14 protein-coding genes are annotated in these 16726 nt (G+C 68.2%); 7 read left to right on the top strand and 7 right to left on the bottom strand.

All coding sequences use genetic code 11. The annotated features are described in order from the left end of the window. Positions 1 to 52 precede the first annotated feature (52 nt). Positions 53 to 202 (bottom strand): hypothetical protein, encoded by a 150-nt coding sequence (locus tag C7I55_RS28545; RefSeq protein ID WP_199192862.1) that lies wholly within the window; start codon positions 200 to 202, stop codon positions 53 to 55. Between the two features lie 170 nt (positions 203 to 372). Between C7I55_RS28545 and C7I55_RS17145 the strand changes: the two genes are divergently transcribed. From C7I55_RS17145 to C7I55_RS17115, 7 genes are all read left to right on the top strand, one after another. Further along, complete coding sequence (locus C7I55_RS17145; protein ID WP_408640613.1) at positions 373 to 2805, top strand: heavy metal translocating P-type ATPase; 2433 nt, start codon at positions 373 to 375, stop codon at positions 2803 to 2805. Between the two features lie 10 nt (positions 2806 to 2815). Beyond that, positions 2816 to 3211 carry a Cu(I)-responsive transcriptional regulator gene (gene cueR, locus C7I55_RS17140; protein ID WP_106514218.1) on the top strand — a complete coding sequence of 132 codons (396 nt, stop codon included), beginning with the start codon at positions 2816 to 2818 and terminating at the stop codon, positions 3209 to 3211. Beyond that, on the top strand, positions 3208 to 3633 hold the full coding sequence (locus C7I55_RS17135; RefSeq protein WP_106514217.1) for a hypothetical protein: 426 nt from the start codon (positions 3208 to 3210) through the stop codon (positions 3631 to 3633). The genes cueR and C7I55_RS17135 overlap by 4 nt, the downstream gene beginning before the upstream one ends. Before the next feature lie 35 nt (positions 3634 to 3668). Then, the gene (locus tag C7I55_RS17130) at positions 3669 to 3995 is read left to right on the top strand and encodes a hypothetical protein (protein WP_106514216.1); all 327 of its coding nucleotides are present in this window, start codon (positions 3669 to 3671) and stop codon (positions 3993 to 3995) included. Between the two features lie 75 nt (positions 3996 to 4070). Further along, positions 4071 to 5843, top strand: a complete 1773-nt coding sequence (locus C7I55_RS17125; protein WP_106514215.1) for a copper resistance system multicopper oxidase — start codon at positions 4071 to 4073, stop codon at positions 5841 to 5843. Continuing rightward, positions 5840 to 6922 (top strand): copper resistance protein B, encoded by a 1083-nt coding sequence (locus tag C7I55_RS17120; protein ID WP_106514214.1) that lies wholly within the window; start codon positions 5840 to 5842, stop codon positions 6920 to 6922. The genes C7I55_RS17125 and C7I55_RS17120 overlap by 4 nt, the downstream gene beginning before the upstream one ends. A gap of 80 nt (positions 6923 to 7002) precedes the next feature. Continuing rightward, complete coding sequence (locus tag C7I55_RS17115) at positions 7003 to 8337, top strand: methyl-accepting chemotaxis protein (RefSeq protein ID WP_106514213.1); 1335 nt, start codon at positions 7003 to 7005, stop codon at positions 8335 to 8337. Positions 8338 to 8669: 332 nt separating this feature from the next. On the opposite strand, the gene C7I55_RS17110 is transcribed toward C7I55_RS17115, so the two are convergent. The 6 genes from C7I55_RS17110 to C7I55_RS17085 all read right to left on the bottom strand — a co-directional run bounded on the left by C7I55_RS17110 (position 8670) and on the right by C7I55_RS17085 (position 16611). Continuing rightward, a complete protein-coding gene (locus C7I55_RS17110; protein WP_106514212.1) occupies positions 8670 to 10295 on the bottom strand; it encodes an alkaline phosphatase D family protein in 1626 nt (541 codons plus the stop codon). 14 nt (positions 10296 to 10309) lie between these two features. After that, entirely contained in the window at positions 10310 to 12595 is a 2286-nt protein-coding gene (locus tag C7I55_RS17105; RefSeq protein ID WP_199192861.1) for a TonB-dependent receptor, read from the bottom strand. A 153-nt stretch (positions 12596 to 12748) separates the two neighbouring features. Continuing rightward, a complete protein-coding gene (locus C7I55_RS17100; RefSeq protein ID WP_158266465.1) occupies positions 12749 to 13642 on the bottom strand; it encodes an aspartyl protease family protein in 894 nt (297 codons plus the stop codon). 171 nt (positions 13643 to 13813) lie between these two features. Beyond that, positions 13814 to 14260 (bottom strand): pseudoazurin, encoded by a 447-nt coding sequence (locus tag C7I55_RS17095; protein ID WP_106514210.1) that lies wholly within the window; start codon positions 14258 to 14260, stop codon positions 13814 to 13816. Between the two features lie 68 nt (positions 14261 to 14328). Further along, complete coding sequence (locus tag C7I55_RS17090) at positions 14329 to 16011, bottom strand: GMC family oxidoreductase (protein WP_106514209.1); 1683 nt, start codon at positions 16009 to 16011, stop codon at positions 14329 to 14331. A gap of 48 nt (positions 16012 to 16059) precedes the next feature. After that, positions 16060 to 16611: a gluconate 2-dehydrogenase subunit 3 family protein gene (locus C7I55_RS17085; protein ID WP_158266464.1), complete on the bottom strand. Its 552-nt coding sequence runs from the start codon at positions 16609 to 16611 to the stop codon at positions 16060 to 16062. Positions 16612 to 16726: the final 115 nt, after the last annotated feature.

Raw genomic sequence — 16726 nt, 5'->3', positions numbered from 1 at the left:
AACCGGCCGCTCGTCTCCACGCGCACTGGCTTCGGCGCTCGCAATGCGCGCGTCAGCTCTTCTTGTTGGCCTTCCACCAGGCGTAGCCGGCGCCGGCGGCGGCGCCGATCACCGGACCGACGAAGGGCACGGGAAGGGCGATCACGGCGCCGATCGCGGCGGCTTTGGCCATCTTGCGGCCGAGGGGTTTGTCGGTGGTCATTCGAGGCTCCTGACGGGTTCGGAACGGGAACGAGCAGCCGGTGTGGAAGGTCCGGCGCGCCAGCCGTGGCGCCCGCGCCGGTCCTTTTCTTCATTGGGCCTCTTGACCCTGACATTGTGTCAGACCCCATCTCCCCCGACATGAGCAGAATCGAAGCGAAGGACGGGGCGGTGAACCAGCGCCCGCGGCAGAATCACGAGCATGTGCCGAACGATGCGCACCAGCATGCGGTGCCGGGTGGCCATTGCTGCGGCGGCGGATCACAGACGAAGGGCGGCGCTCCTGGCGCCGGTCTGGTCATCGACCCGGTCTGCGGGATGTCGGTTGATCCCGCGACAAGCCCGCATGCGCACGTCCATTCCGGCACCACCTACCATTTCTGCAGCGCCGGCTGCCGCGGCAAGTTCGCGGCGGATCCCGACCTTTACCTCGCCTCCACCCCCGAGCAGCGCACCGCGGCCAAGGCGGTGGCAGCGCCGGCGGGGAGCATCTGGACCTGTCCGATGCATCCGGAAATCCGCCAGGAAGGCCCCGGCACCTGCCCGCTCTGCGGCATGGCGCTCGAGCCGCTGGAGCCGAGCCTGGAGGACGGCCCGAACCCGGAGCTCGTCGACTTCACCCGGCGGCTGTGGGTCAGCGCCGCGCTGTCGATCCCGCTGCTAATCCTGTCGATGGGCGCCGACATGCTCGGCTGGCACCTGCTGCCGATGCGCGCCCTGCCCTGGGTGCAGCTGGCGCTCGCCGCGCCGGTGGTGCTGTGGGCCGGCGCGCCCTTCTTCGAACGAGGCTGGGCGTCGCTCCGCAGCCGTCACCTCAACATGTTCACCCTGATCGCGCTCGGGGTCGGCGTCGCCTTTGCCTACAGCCTGGTCGCGACCCTCGCGCCCGGCCTGTTCCCGCCGTCCTTTCGGACGATGGGAGGCCACGACGGCACCGTCCCTGTCTATTTCGAGGCGGCGGCGGTGATCGTCACCCTGGTGCTGCTCGGCCAGGTGCTGGAGCTGCGCGCGCGCGCGGCGACGGGGCGTGCGATCCGCGCTTTGCTCGGTCTCGCGCCCAAGACGGCGCGGCGGGTCGGCGGCGACGGACTTGAGCAAGACGTGCCGCTCCACGACGTCCATCCCGGCGACGTGCTGCGGGTGCGGCCCGGCGAGAAGGTGCCGGTCGACGGCGTCGTGCTCGACGGCCGCTCGGCGGTCGACGAGGCGATGATCAGTGGCGAGCCGGTGCCCGTCGAGAAGCAGCCCGGCGCGCGGGTGACCGGCGCCACCGTCAACGGCACCGGCGCGCTGCTGATCCGTGCCGAGCGGGTCGGCGGCGACACGATGCTGGCGCAGATCGTCCGCATGGTCGCCGAGGCCCAGCGCTCGCGCGCGCCGATCCAGGGATTGGCCGACAAAGTCGCCGGCTGGTTCGTGCCGGCGGTGATGCTGGCGGCTGTCCTCGCCTTCGCCGCCTGGGCGCTGTTCGGACCGGCCCCGGCGATGAGCCACGCCCTGATCAATGCGGTCGCGGTGCTGATCATCGCCTGTCCGTGTGCGCTCGGCCTCGCCACGCCGATGTCGATCATGGTCGGCACCGGCCGCGGTGCCGGCGCCGGCGTGCTGGTCCGCAACGCCGAGGCGCTCGAGCGGATGGAAAGGATCGACACGCTCGTCCTAGACAAGACCGGCACCCTGACCCTCGGCAAGCCGAAGCTGGTCGACATCGTGCCGGCCGACGGGTTCGAGGAGTCCGAAATGCTGGCGTTGGCCGCTGCGCTCGAACGCGGCAGCGAACATCCGCTGGCGACGGCGATCGTCTCCGGCGCGGAGGAACGCGGCCTGACCCTTGCCGCCGTCACCGGCTTCCAGTCGCACACCGGCAAGGGCGTGTCCGGCACCGTCGACGGCCGCAATGTTGCGCTCGGCAATGCCGCCTTGCTCGCCGATCTCGACATCGATCCGGTACCGCTCGCCGCCGCGGCCGACAGGCTGCGCGGCGACGGCGATGGCGTGATGTTCGTCGCCGTCGACGGACGGCTCGCCGGGCTGGTCGCTGTCGCCGATCCGATCAAGGACAATGCCGCCGCGGCGATCGCGGCGCTGCGCAGTGACGGCATCCGGATCATCATGCTGACCGGCGACAATCGCCGCACCGCCGACGCGGTGGCGGCGCGGATCGGCGGCATCGACGCGGTGCATGCCGATGTGCTGCCGGCCGACAAGCAGAAGGTCGTCGCGCAGCTGCGGGCCGAGGGCCGGCGCGTCGCCATGGCCGGTGACGGCATCAACGACGCGCCGGCGCTCGCCTCCGCAGACGTCGGGATCGCGATGGGCACGGGCACCGACGTCGCAATGGAGAGCGCGAGCATCACCCTGGTCAACGGCGATCTCGGCGGCATCGTCCGCGCCCGCCGCCTGAGCCGGGCGACGATGCGCAACATCCGCCAGAATCTGTTCTTCTCGTTCGTGTTCAACGCCGCCGGCGTGCCGATCGCGGCGGGGGTGCTCTACCCTGCGTTTGGTCTGCAACTGAGCCCGATGCTCGCCGGCGCAGCGATGGCGCTGAGCTCGGTGACGGTGATCGGCAATGCGCTGCGGCTCCGCGCCGTGAAGCTGTAAGGAAGACGCGATGAAGATCGGTGAAGCCTCGGCCGCGAGCGGCGTCAGCCAGCGGATGATCCGCCATTATGAGAAGATCGGGCTGGTGCCGCCGGCGGCACGGCGGGATTCGGGCTATCGCGACTATGACGCGCGCGACGTCAACACGCTCCGCTTCATCCGCAACGCCCGCGATCTCGGCTTCCCGATCGAGGAGATCGGCAAGCTGATCGCTTTGTGGCACGATCGCGGCCGCGCCAGCGCCGAAGTCAAGGCGCTGGCGCTCGGCCGCGCCGCCGAGCTCAAGCGCAAGGCGGAGGCGCTGGAGGCGATGCGCCGCTCGCTCGAGCATCTCGCCGCCACCTGCCACGGCGACGACCGGCCGGATTGCCCGATCCTCGGCGGCCTCGCCGGAGAGACGCCATGATGCGAACTTTGCGCGGGATGATTGTTCGCCGCCCCCTGCGCGCCTATGTGCCGGTGATGCCGCGCATCCTGCGCCTTCTTGCCCTGCTTGCGGTGCTGTTGTCGCCGCTGTCGATGATCGTCCACGCCCCGGCGATGGCCGCGATGACCGAGGCGTCGGCGGCGACCGCCGCCAACGGCCATCATCAGGCCGCGGCGACGCACCCATCCGCCATGGCCAATCACTGCGCGCCGCAAGAGCAGGACGAGAAATCGCCGGCCCGCTCCCCCGATTGCGCGCTCGCCTGCGCTGCCCTGCCGTCCGGCAGCGCGCTGCTGACGATGCGGGCGCCGCTGCCGGCACCGCACGATCCGCTGCCGCTGCTTTCCGAGCCGCACGGCCTCGATCCCGAAGCGGCGACGCCCCCGCCCCGAGCCTCCTGACGATCCTTTTTCAAGATCCAATCAGGAGTGACATCATGAAGACGTTGTTTGCCGCGGTCGCGCTTGCGATCGCAATCCCTGCCGCTGCGCATGCGCAGGCCGCCCCCGTCGACTCGCACGCACACCATGCCCAGCACGGCGGCGACCACGCCTCCCACAAGGCGGGCGCAGGCGCGGATCACAAGGCCCATTACGACGCCTGCACGAAGGCGGGCAAGACCAAGGCCGAGTGCGAGAAGATGTGCGCCGAGCACGGCATGAAGCACGGCGCCGCCCCGGCAGCCGCCACGGGTGCCAACCCGCATGCGGGCCACGACATGGGCCAGCATCACGCCCAGCCCCAAGCTCAGCCCAACGGCTGACCGCTGGCGGAGGCGGCCGCCAAGGCGCGCCGCCTCCGCCTTCTTGCGCTTGTGCGGACGCAATCGAGAGTGACGATGAACGACCTCAATCTATCGCGGCGCGGCCTGCTGCGGGGCGCCGCGCTCGGCGGCCTCGGGATGAGCCCGCTCTTTCCCGCCTGGGCGAAGACGGTGAGCCATGGCCTCGTTGCCAAGGGCAGCGGCACGCTCTCCGGCACCGACATCCGCCTGACCGTCGCCGAGCGGGAATTCGCCGTGGACGGCAGGATCGGCCATGCGGTGGCGTTGAACGGCACCATCCCGGCGCCGCTCGTCCGCCTCCGCGAAGGCGAGACGGTGCGGATCGCGGTCGACAACCGGCTCGATGAAGACACGTCGATCCACTGGCACGGCCTGATCGTGCCGTTCCAGATGGACGGCGTGCCGGGGGTGAGTTTCCCCGGCATCAAGGCCCGATCGACCTTCACCTACGAATTCCCGCTGCGTCAGGCCGGTACCTATTGGTATCACAGCCATTCGGGCCTGCAGGAGCAGATCGGCCATTACGGGCCGCTGATCATCGATCCGGCCGGTCCCGATCCGATCGCGTCCGACCGCGAGCATGTCATCGTGCTCAGCGACTGGACCTTCCTCCACCCGCACCGGGTGTTCGAGCGGATGAAGCAGGAAGGCGGCTTCTTCAACCGCCAGAAGCGCACGCTCGCCGATCGGCTGCGCGGCAAGCCCGATCCGATGACCGCGGAAGAACGCGACATGTTCGCGCGGATGCGGATGGACCCGACCGACATCTCCGACGTCACCGAAGCGGCCTATCGATTCCTGGTCAACGGCCACAGCCCGGCCGAGAACTGGACCGGTCTCTTCCGGGTCGGCGAGCGGGTGCGGCTGCGGATCATCAACGCCGCGACCCAGACGATCTTCAACCTGCGCATCCCCGGCCTTCGCATGACGGTGGTCGCGACCGACGGAATTCCGGTCCGGCCGGTGAGCGTCGACGAATTCCAGATCGGCAATGCCGAGACCTATGACGTCATCGTCACTCCGGAAGACCGCGCATACGCGCTGGTCGCCGAGACGATCGACCGCTCCGGCATGGCGGTCGCAACCCTTGCGCCGCGCCAGGGCTTGCGCGCCCCGCGGCCGCCGCTGCGCGCACGGCCGACGCTCGGCATGCGCGACATGGGCATGGACCATGGCGGCGGGGGCGGGATGGACCACGCTGCGATGCCCGGCATGAACCACGGCCCCACCTCCCCTGCCGCGCCGGTTACGCCCGCGATGGACCATGGCGCAATGGACATGCGCGACGAGTCCAAGGTCGGCTTCCCGGTCGGCGTCGGCGTCGACATGATCGCGCCGATGCCCGCCGACCGCACCGGCGATCCGGGGATCGGGCTCGACGATGTCGGGCACAAGGTGCTCAGCTACCGCGACCTCGTCGCGCTGGCGCCGCGCGCCGACCGGCGCGTGCCGACCCGCCGGATCGACATCCACCTCACCGGCAACATGGAGCGCTTCATGTGGTCGATGGACGGCGCGCAACTGAGCGAGAATCCGGAACCCTACAGGTTCGCCCGCAACGAGCGGGTGCGGCTGCGGCTGATCAACGACACGATGATGACCCACCCGATGCACCTGCACGGCCATTTCTTCGAGATCGTCAACGGCCATGGCGACCTCCAGCCGCTCAAGCACACGGTGCGCGTGCTGCCCGGCGGCTTCGTCGACCTCGATCTCACCGCCGATGCGCCGGGCGACTGGGCATTCCACTGCCACCTTCTCTACCACATGCATGCCGGGATGATGCGCGTGGTGAAGGTCCGGCCGCTCGACGGAGACGCGGCATGAAACAGCTGCTGCTTCTTCTCCTCGCCGGCTCCGCCGCCACGCCCGCTCTCGCGCAGCACCAGGGGCATCTGGCGGCAACGGCACAGAGCGATCCGCATGCAGGGCACGTCATGTCGGCCACGCCGCCCCAGGCGCCGCAATCCGATCCGCACGCTGGGCATGCCACGACGCAAGCGGCGGATCCGCATGCCGGGCACAGCAAGACAGCCCCGCCCGCCGCCGATCCGCACGCCGGCCACACCATGCCCGCCGCGCCGGATCCGTCCTGCCCGCCCGAGCACGCGGCGATGGGCCATTGCACACCGTCCGCCCGCCCGACACCCACGGAGATCGCGCCGGGCACGCCGCCCGCCGAGGCGCTGACCGGGCCCGAGTACGCCGCCGACCAGATCTGGGGCAAGGATGCGATGGATCCGTCGCGGGAGATCCTGCGCAGCGAGCATGGCGACATGCCGGTGGCCAAGATCCTGATCGATCGGTTCGAAGTTCGCGCGCAGGAGAGCGGCGACGGCTATGCCTGGGACGCGCAAGCCTGGCACGGCGGCGACTTCGAGAAGCTCTGGCTGAAGAGCGAGGGCGAAGGCCGGGGCCGCGGCGGCCTGGAGCGCGGCGAGGTGCAGGCCTTGTGGAGCCGCGCGATCGATCCCTGGTTCGATCTCCAGGCCGGGGTCCGCCAGGATTTCGGCTTCGGACCGGATCGTACCTATGCGGTGCTCGGCGTGCAGGGTCTCGCGCCTTATTGGTTCGAAGTCGACGTTGCAGCCTTCGTCTCGACACAGGGGGAGGTCAGCGCGCGCGCCGAAGCCGAATATGATCTGCGGCTCACCCAGCGCCTGATCCTGCAGCCGCAGGCGGAAGTGGAGGTACAGGCCCAGGACGTTCCGGAATTGCGGCTCGGCTCCGGGCTCAGCAGCGGCGAGCTCGGCCTGCGCCTGCGCTACCAGATCGTGCCCGAGTTCGCGCCCTATGTCGGTGTCGCCTATGAGCGGGCATTCGGGGATACCGCCCGCCTCCGCCGCGCGGCCGGCGAGGATCGCGGCGGCTGGAGCTTCCTCGTCGGGATCCGCGCCTGGTTCTGAGTCACTGTCACGCGAGTGTCACCAAATCCTAACGGCGCCTTTACCAGGCGAGGCTAGCTGCGGCTGCGAAGGAGCAGCCGGTGACCGCCAACGTCGTGCCGATCAATCGTCGCAACAATGAGAGCATGGAAGCGGCCGAGCCGACGATCGCCGGGCTGATCTCGCAGCGCGGATCGATTGCGGCTTCGGCGCCGCTGATCGACGCGGTCGAGCGGTTCCGGACGGCGCCCGACCTTCGCCTGGTGGCCGTGCTCGACGATGAGGGCCGTCCCGTCGGCGCGATCTTCGAGCGCGAGATGCGGACCATCTTGTTCAACCCTTACGGCTACGCCTTGCTCAAGAATCCGAGCTTCGGCGGGGCGCTCGGAGCGCATGTCCGCCCCTGCCCGACGATCGAGGCCGACGCGCCGCTCGACGCTCTCCTCCAGGTCCATGCGCGCCACGCCGCCCGGGTCGAAGGCGTGCTGGTGACGCGCGGCGGCCGGTTCCTGGGGATCGTCACCGACGAGGCCTTGCTCCGCCTCGCTGCCGCGCGCCAGGTGGAGGCGGCGCTGCAGCGGGCGCGCCGCGCCGAGCGGATCGAGCAGGCAAGCGCCGCCTTCGAAGCCGATGCGACCCGGCTCGGCACGGATCTCTCCGGTCTTTCCGGATCCCTCGGCGAGGCTGCCGAGCGAATGATCGTGCGCGCGTCGGCGAGCCGCGAGGCGTCGGCGGGTGTCGCCGGCGCCTCCACCCAGGCCGCCGCCAACATGGACGAGATTGCCCGCCGCGCCCACGCGCTGGCCGGCAGCCTGCACCGGGTCGAAGCGCGGTCCGGCGCGGCCAGCGCCGCGGCGCGGGACGCGGTCGCACTGGCAGCGCAAGGCCGCGACAGGATGCACAAACTCGCTGGCTCCGCCGAAGAGATTGTCGGCGTGACCGAGCTGATCGACGACATCGCACGGCGGACTCGGATGCTGGCGATCAATGCCAGCATCGAGGCGGCACGCGCCGGCGAGGCCGGCCGCGGCTTCACCATCGTCGCCGGCGAGGTCAAGGCGCTGGCCGCCCAGACCCGCACCGCAGCGGCGGCGATCAAGGATCGGGTGCAGCAGATCGGCACTGCGATCGGAGATGTCGCCGAAGGGCAGAGCGGGATCGAGGCGGTAATCCACGCCGCCGAAGCGGTCTCCGCATCGCTTCACGAAGCGATGCAGGAACAGCGGCTTGCTACCCAGGACATCGCCCGCAACCTCGAGGAGGCCGGCAAGGCGACCGAGGAGATCGAGCGCAATGCGGCGCGAATCAACGCCAGCGCCGGCGCGGCCGCCGACGCCGCGGGATCGATGCAGGAGATCGCCGCCGGCCTGTCCGACCAGGGTCAACGGGTCGGGCGCCGGCTCGGCGACTTTCTCGAGGTGGTTCGGACGGCGTGAGGGGCGCCGGCCTAATGCCATTAGGTAAACTCCGTTCGGCCTGATGATGGGGCTGCTTGGTCCCCCGGGACCAAGCGATGGGCGCCCCATCATTGTCGAAGTCCTCCCTTCCTTCTTCACAAACAGGATGAAGAAGGAGAGGGCTTCGACAGGCTCAGCCCGAACGGTGGTTGGAGGAGCGAGGGCGATCGTTCGGGCTGCCCCCATTACCGCCTCCTCCGTTCGGACTGAGCCCGTCGAAGTCCTCCCCTTCCTTTCTCGCAAGCGGGATAAAGAAACGAGGGCGTCGAGGGCCTCAGCGCGAACGGTAGCTCATTCTCGCGGAAGCTGGGTCAGGCCCCCTGCAGCACCCGCGCCCCGTGCTGGACCGAGAACCGCCTGGTCTCCGCCAGGGTCGTGGCCCGTTCCTTGATTCCCGAAAGGAAGTGGAAGGCGCCGGTGACCTGATCAGGGGTCAGTTCCAGCGAGACGTAGCCGCGGCGGCTGGTGTCGGTGAAGGCGAGGCCGGGATTGGCCGCGCGCAGCCCGGCGGCGATCGTCGCCGCCGGCACTTGGGGCGCATAGGCCTCGAAGCCGGGCGAGGTGACGCTGTGGCCGGCAAATTCCACGCCGACCTTGCTGGCGCCGTCGGAGAGATTGTTGGCCCAGGCGTTGTGGCTGTCGCCGGCGAGGACGACGAGATTGGCATCGCTCTCCTGCGCCTGGCGGATCAGGCGACCGCGTGCGGCGGGATAGCCGTCCCAGGCGTCGAGGTTGAACGGCAGGCCGGCGCGCGAGGCCGCGACCGCGGCCTGGGCGCGCTGGCGCGCTTTCTCCGGCGCATTCGGCGACACCCAATTGGTCGCCTCAAGCGGGAAGCGGAGGTTGCCCATGATCACCTGCTGCGCGAGGATCTGCCAGCGCGTGCCGGCACGGGTCGAGCGCGCGAGGCCGTCGCCGAGCCACTTTTCCTGCGTGGCGCCCAGCAGGGTGCGGCTCGGATCGCTCCAGGGCCCGGCGCGGAAGTCGTTGAGGGTTTTGGTGAGATCCGCCTGGCCGGCCAGCGCCGCACCCAGATCGAGCTGCTTGTCGCGCGCTTCGATCCTGGTCTCCAGGCGGAACAGGGTGGCAAGACTGCCGATCTCGAACTGGTCGTAACGTTTGTCGGCGATCGGCATCCATTCGCGATAGACTCGCTCGGCTGCGGCCTTGCGCGCCGCCCAATCGCCCTCGCTCTCCGGCTGGTGGTTCTCGGCGCCGTCCTTCCAGGCGTCGTTGGTGAACTCGTGATCGTCCCATTGGGCGATCATCGGGAAGCGCTGGTGAAGGCGCTGAAGATCGGGATCGGCGCGATAGGCGGCGTAGCGAAGGCGATAGTCGGCGAGCGCGACCATTTCGTGATCGGGCTGGATCAGCCGGCCGGGCACGAGCTCCTTGGCGGACGGATAGGTGCCGGCGCCATATTCGTAGAGATAGTCGCCGACATGAACGATCAGATCGAGATCGTCCCGCCCCGCCGCGTGCGCGTAAGCGTTGAACCAGCCATAGCCGAGGTTGGAGCAGGAGAAGAGACCGATGCCGAAGCGGGACACCTCGCCCTGCGGCAAGGTGCGGGTGCGGCCGACCGGGCTCTTCGATCCGTCCGGCGCGATGAACCGGTAATGGTACCAGCGGCCGGGTGCGAGGCCGCCGACGACGAGCTTGGCGGTATGATCGCGCTCGCCGTGGGCCTGGACCTCGCCGCCGCCGACGACCGAGGTGAACTGATCATCGGTCGCGATCTCGCAGCGGAGCTTGCTGTCGTTGGCGGCGACGAAGCGGGTCCAGAGCAGGACCGAGCTTGCGGTCGGCTCCCCGCTGGCGACGCCATGGGTGAAGCCGCGGGCAGCGAGCATCGCGGCGGCGCCCGGCAGCGGCAGCGCGCCGAGGCCGAGGACGCCCGCCTTGAGCAGCAGACGGCGATCGAGGTGGAGGGTCATGTCTCGTTCTCCGATCAGAAGCGGGCGGTGAGCTGGAGGCCGTAGAGGCGCGGCTCGGCTGGAATGAAGGTGGGGAAGCCGAAGGCCCGGCCGGTATTGCCGGCGTCGAGCAGATAATCCTCGTCGAGCAGGTTGCGCGCGAAGGCGGCGAGTTCGTAGCGATCGGCGAAGGAGATTCCTGCCCGCACGTTCACCAGAGTCACTGCCTCCTGGCTGATCTCCGGCGTGTTCGGCACTTCAAAATAGATGCGGCTGCGATAGGTGACGCTCGGCGTCGCGAAGACCCTGAGGTCACCGCCGAGCGGCGCGTCAATGGTGAAGCCGCCGGAGGCCTGCACCTTGGGCTGGAGACGGAAGCGATCGCCGGCATAGACGCCGTTCGCCGCCTTGTCGTCGATGCCGCCGTCGATCCACGCGCCGTTGGCGAACAGCCGCAGCCACGAAGTCGGCCGCAGCGACAGCTCCGCCTCGACCCCGAGATTGCTCGCGGTGCCGGCGGATTCCGTCACGGTGGTCCCGTTGTCCAGAGTGCGGTTGACCTGGAAATTATCGTACTTCTGGTAGAACACCCCGATCGATCCGGACGCGATACCGGCGCTGCCCTTGAGGCCCGCCTCGTAATTCCAGACATTCTCTTCGGGAATGTTGGTGATTGCCGGCACCGGACCGGCGGCGGTCGACCGGGCGGCGATCTGGACGGTCGGCGAGCGTCGGCCCTTGGAGATGGTGGCGTAGGCGTTCACCCGATCCGAAAGCCGGTAAAGGATGTTGAAACGCGGCAGCAACGCCGAGAAGCTGTCCTCGACCTCGTACAATTCACCGCGGGTGCTGACCTGATTGGCGATCAGCGGACGCCCGTTGAGCGCGTTCGGTACGTCCGAGACATAGCCGGATCGTCTTTTCTCGATCAGCACGCGGGCACCAGCCGTGAGTTCGAGCGCCGGCGTCGGCGTCCAGGTGCCGTCGGCGAACACCGAGTAGCTGTCGTTCTCGCCCCGGTTCGAATAGATGGAGCGATAGGGGATGGGCGCTCCGACTGCAGCGGCCGGAACACTGCCGTCGGGAGCGATACATAGAGGACCCGGCCGGGCCGCGCACGCCGCGAAGACGCGTTGGTCCGACGAGAAGGGTACCGTTTGCGAGTTCTTCTCGTGGAAGAAGTTCCAGCCGAAAGAGGTGCGGAAGCTCTCGCCATTGTCGTAGGCGAAGCGGGTCTCGTGGTTGATCTGGTGGCCCTTGGCGTCTTCGGCGAATTCCAGGAACCAGGCGCGTGTGCCGTCGGCGTCGAACACTTCGAGCGAGTCGAACTCGCGATAGCCGTTGACGGTGGTGAGCGTCCAATCGTCGGCGAAGTCCCAGGCGAGGGTGAAGTTCGCGTCGTAGACGTCGCGGTGAAGGCCGAGCTTCGACAGGCCGAGCACCTCCTTCGACAGCGGCGAACCGCCGAGCCAGGCCGGGCCGAACACGCCGGTCTGCGAGGCCGGCGGCACGCGGTTGGTGATGAAGGCGGTGCCGGGATTGCGCTGCCGATCGTAGGTGAGGATTAGATCGGCGGTGACGTCGGGCGACGGCGTGAAGCGGAGCGAGCCGCGCACTCCGAGCTGGTCCTGGCCGTTCAGATCGTCCTGCACGGGATCCAGATTCTCGACATAGCCGTCGCGCTTCTTCCAGGCGAAGGCGATGCGGCCGGCGACGACATCGTTGCCGGCATTCAAATGGCCGGACAGCAGGCGCTGGTCGAGATTGCCGAGACCGGCGGTCAGCTCGCCCGAGAATCCGGGGCGAGGCCGGGCCGAGATGATGCTGATCGCGCCGATCGTCGAGGCGGTGCCGAACAAGGTCGCCTGCGGCCCCTTCACCACCTCGATCCGCTCGATGTCGTAGACGTCCTGATAGGCGCCGCGCGAGCGCGAGATGTCGACGCCGTTATAGTAGAGCGTCACCCGCGCCGCCTGCTGCGACGAGCCGCTGTCGGAGGTGATGCCGCGGATGACGATGCCGGGATTGTTCGCGCTCTGCTCCTGGATGTTGAGGCCGGGAACGTAGTTCGACAATTCGTCGAGATCGGAGACCCCGAGCTCGCGCATCTGGGCGCCGCTGATTGCCGAGATGGTGATCGGAACGTCGACGGCGCGCTGCTCGATCTTCTGAGCGGTTACGAAGATTTCCTGGGAATCACCGGCTGGCGCTGCGTCAGCGTCGGCAATCGTGTCGGCCGCGACGACCTCTTCGGCGGCGAGCGCCGGCACGTGCGAAACGCCGGCGAGAAGAACGGAAGCACAAGCAATCGAACGGAACATCATTCCCCCTTGGTCACCCTGATCCGGGCCATGCAGGGGCTGTGGCGGGGTGCCGTGACGCGGCAATGACCCGGCGGTTACGTTTTCATTGCATACCTAATTTGCTGTGCGTCAGCGCTTCAATGGAAGCTTTCGGTGGGGCTCGAAAGCGCCCTAACGCTGCTCGGAAAGCCAGAGGCGGCTATCAGGGTAGGCGATGGTCAGCCGGGTGCCGGCGAAGAAATCCGTTCCGAGGATGCCGTCGATGCGGGTGCCGGACGCCGTGCTGATCGCCGTCAGCGCATCGGAGATTGCGATCCCGGGCAAGGTCCGGCGGGCGCCGGCGAAGGCCACCTCGCCGCTGCCGATGCCGACCTTGATGGTGCCGCCCGCGCCGTGCTGGAGGCCCTCGCCGCGGCGGACAACACGGGCCTGCTCGGCCGCGCGCGGCGAGAGCACGGTGCCGCTCGACCCGGTGTCGATCTCGAACACGAACGGCCCGGCGCCGTTCACGCGCGCCTCGACGAGCATCAGCTTTTTCGCCGGCGCGAAGCGGAACGGGATTGCGGGCTCCGCCGGCGGCACGGCGTCGAGATCGAGCCGCCGCGCGCGATAGTCGATCGACACGGTGCGGCCCTCCAGGAATTGCTGGCCGACGATGACGTCGACCCGGCGACGGAGCGCCTGGCCGAGGCGGTCGACGAGCGGCGCGATCGCGACATCGACATCGTCGAGCCGCACCGCCCCGAGCTCGAACCGGTCGAGCCGCGCAGTGCGGTAGGATTGGCGTTCCGGCCCGATCGCGGTGCTGTCGAATGGGAAGACTTCGCTGGACGGACGAAGCTTCAGCCGCGCGGCGAGATCGGCACTGAGGAAGAGCGGGAAATGGGCGGTGGCCCCGGTATCGATCACCACCGAGACGCGCCTTCGTTCAGCCCCGATCCGTCCCTCGGCGAGCAGCACCGGGGCGTTCGGCGCGAAGCGGAAGCGGATCGGCTCGGCGGGCGAGGCAGGCGCCGCTCCGGCCAGCATCAGCAGCGGGAGCAAGGTTCGCAATCGTCGCCACATCGAACGCTCTCTCCCTTTCGCATGGCCGCGCATGAGGCTGCGCGGCAGGAGAGCTATGCTTTTGCGGTGAACGCGCCTTGAACGGCGCGGCGTCGCCCCGGGCTGGTGCCCGTGATTGGACGCTGCTTCCGCTATTCCCCTCCCTGTACGGGAGGGGAGTTGCTCAGGCTCTTACCGCGCCTGGGCGAGCAGGGCGGTCATGTTCTTCTTGCCCATGCCGGGCAGCTTTGCGGCGGCGGCGGTGGCGGCGGCCTTGTTGGCGGCGTTGCCGACCTGGACTACGCCGACCATGCCCATGCCGACATGGGGCAGGCACTTATAGCCGTAGACGCCCTGCTGGGTGAAGCGGACGACGATTTCCTCGTTGATCTTGCCCTTGAAGACTGGGCCGCCGGCCGGGGTCATGCCGGCGACGGTCTCGGCATTGTGGCCCTTCTGGGTAGCGAGGAACTTCACGGTGTCGCCGGGCGCGACCTTGAGGAAGGCCGGTTCGAACACCATCAGCTTGCCGTCGCTGCCCTTGTTGAGCATCTTCACCTGCCATTCCTTGGCGGCGGCCGGCGCGGCGCAGAGAGCAAGCGCGGCGAGCAGCGCGCCGGCGGCAACTTTGAACGTCATACGCAAATAACTCCTGGCTGGGATTTGCAGGGCAGGCACGGCCGGATGGCGGCCGCGCCTGCCGCGCATCAGATCTTGCCTTCCTTGAGGAACTGGGCGGCGTGATGGGCGCCGCGCGCCGACATCGCCATGTAGGTGAGCGACGGATTCTGACAGCCGCCGGATGCCATGCAGGCACCGTCGGTAACGAACAGATTGGGCACATCGTGCGTTTGATTGTACTTGTTCAGCACCGACTTGGCCGGATCCTTGCCCATATGGGCGGTGCCCATTTCGTGGATGCCAAGGCCGGCGCCGCCATAATGTTTGCGCACGGTGATGTCGGTGCAGCCCGCCATCTCCAGCATCTCCTTGGCGTCCTTGCCGACCTGCTCGATCATCTTGCGATCATTGTCGCCGAGCGAACAATCGATGTGGACGAGCGGGATGCCCCATTTGTCCTTGCGGGTCTTGTGGAGAGTGACGCGATTGTCGGCGCGCGGCAGCATCTCGCCGAAGCCGCTGAGCCCGATCCGCCACGGGCCGGGCGCACGCAGCTTCTGCTTGAGCTCGGCGCCGACGCCGGGCTGGCCGACGCCGCGCCGCCAATTGTCGCGCAGAACGCCGCCCTGGAAGCCGTAACCGCGGGCGAATTCGGCCGGTTCCGTGACGTTGCGGTAGCGCGGGATGTAGAAACCGTTGGGCCGGCGGCCGCGGTGATAATGGGCCTCGAAGCCGCGATAGGTGCCGCCCGCGCCCATGCCGCTGAGATGGTCGATCAGATACCGCCCGACCGCATCCGAGCGATTGGCGATGCCGTTCGGGAAGGCTTCGGATTGCGAGTTGAGCATGATCTGCGCGGTGCCGATCGCCGACGCGCAGAGGAACACCACCTTGGCCTCGTAGGTGCGGCGTTCCTTGGTGTTGGCGTCGATCACCCGCACGCCGCTCGCCTTGCCGGTCTTCGGATCGTAGACGATCGAATCGACGATCGCGTCGGTGACGATGGTCAGATTGCCGGTATTCTTGGCCGCCGGAAGCGTCGCGCTGAGGCTCGAGAAATAGGAGCCGTAAGAGCAGCCGCGCTCGCACAGCGAACGATATTGGCAGGCGATGCGGCCGAGCTCTTCATGCTGCGGCTGCGCTTCGGTAAGGTGCGCGCAGCGGCCGATGATCAGCTTGCGGGTCGGATAGGCCTGCTCGAGCTTGGCCTTGAAATCCTTTTCGGCGTCGGTGAACGCCATCGGCGGCAGGAACTCGCCGTCGGGCAATTGCTCCAGCCCGTCGCGCGCGCCCGAGATGCCGGCGAACTTCTCGACGTGATCGTACCAGGGCGCCATGTCGTCATAGCGGATCGGCCAATCGGAACCGTGCCCGTCCTTGGCGTTCGATTCGAAATCGATCTGGCTCATCCGATAGGATTGGCGCGCCCACATGATCGAGCGGCCGCCGAGATGATAGCCGCGAATCCACATGAAGGGCTTGCCTTCTGCCGTGGTGTAGGGGTGATCGGTGTCCTTCACCCAGAAATGCTTGGTCGCCGTCGAGAAGGCGTAGCACTGGCTCTGGACCGCATAATGTTCGGCCGCCTCCTCCTCGGGCACCATGCCGAAATTGTCGAGCTCCCAGGGCGAGAGCGAGTCGGTGTAATCGGCGCCATGCTCGACATGACGGCCGCGCTCGAGAACGAGCGTCTTCAGGCCTCTCTCGGTCAGCTCCTTGGCTGCCCAGCCGCCGCTCATTCCCGAGCCGACGACGATCGCATCGAACATTCTACCTCTCCACGCTACCCGGTTTTCCGTTGATGTCGCCGCGCCCGCTCACACCGCCCAGGCGCGCGTGTCGGTGCCGATCGTCGTTGCCGGCTCCCACTTACCGGGCACCAGCTCGTAGCGGAGCTCCTTGGTCGCTCCGGCCTCCGACAGATAATAAAGCGTCAGCAGCAGTTCCTTGAACCGGCCGTAGACGGGATCGCCCTTCTTGAGCTTGTCGGCGTCGAAACCGCGCACGAAGGCGAGCCGCTCGGCCGCCGGCCGCGACAACAGGCCGGCACCGCCGATTTCCTCGACGAGGCCGCGGAATTCGTCGCGGCGCTGCTCGGAGGCCCAACGCCGCATCAAAGCGTCGAAATTCTCGGGCACGCCGGCATCCTTCGCGCCCGGCGTATCGGTGCGCGGAATCATGATGTCGGCATATTCGGCGAGCACCGCCGTCTGCGCCGGAGTGAAGAACGGAGGCTCCGCCGCAGCCTCGGCCGCGTCCTGCGCGAAGGCCATGGCGGGCATGCCCGCGAGGCTTCCGCCGACGAGCAATATGGCGCCCTGGAGGAGCTTGCGCCGATCGAAAGTGGAAACCGCACCAACTGAATTCATGACCCTCTCCCTGGGGCTCTTGTTAGCGTTCCCATAATAAAGCATGACAGCGTTGTCCAGTTGGGACGGCACGAGGCGCGGAATGTTTGTCCCGCGACTTCAACACTTTAGCAAG

Source organism: Allosphingosinicella deserti, from assembly GCF_003012735.1.
In the GTDB taxonomy this organism is placed as follows: Bacteria; Pseudomonadota; Alphaproteobacteria; order Sphingomonadales; family Sphingomonadaceae; genus Allosphingosinicella; species Allosphingosinicella deserti.
The sequence above is the reverse complement of the archived record's forward strand: the minus strand, read 5'-3'. Positions and strand labels throughout refer to the sequence as shown.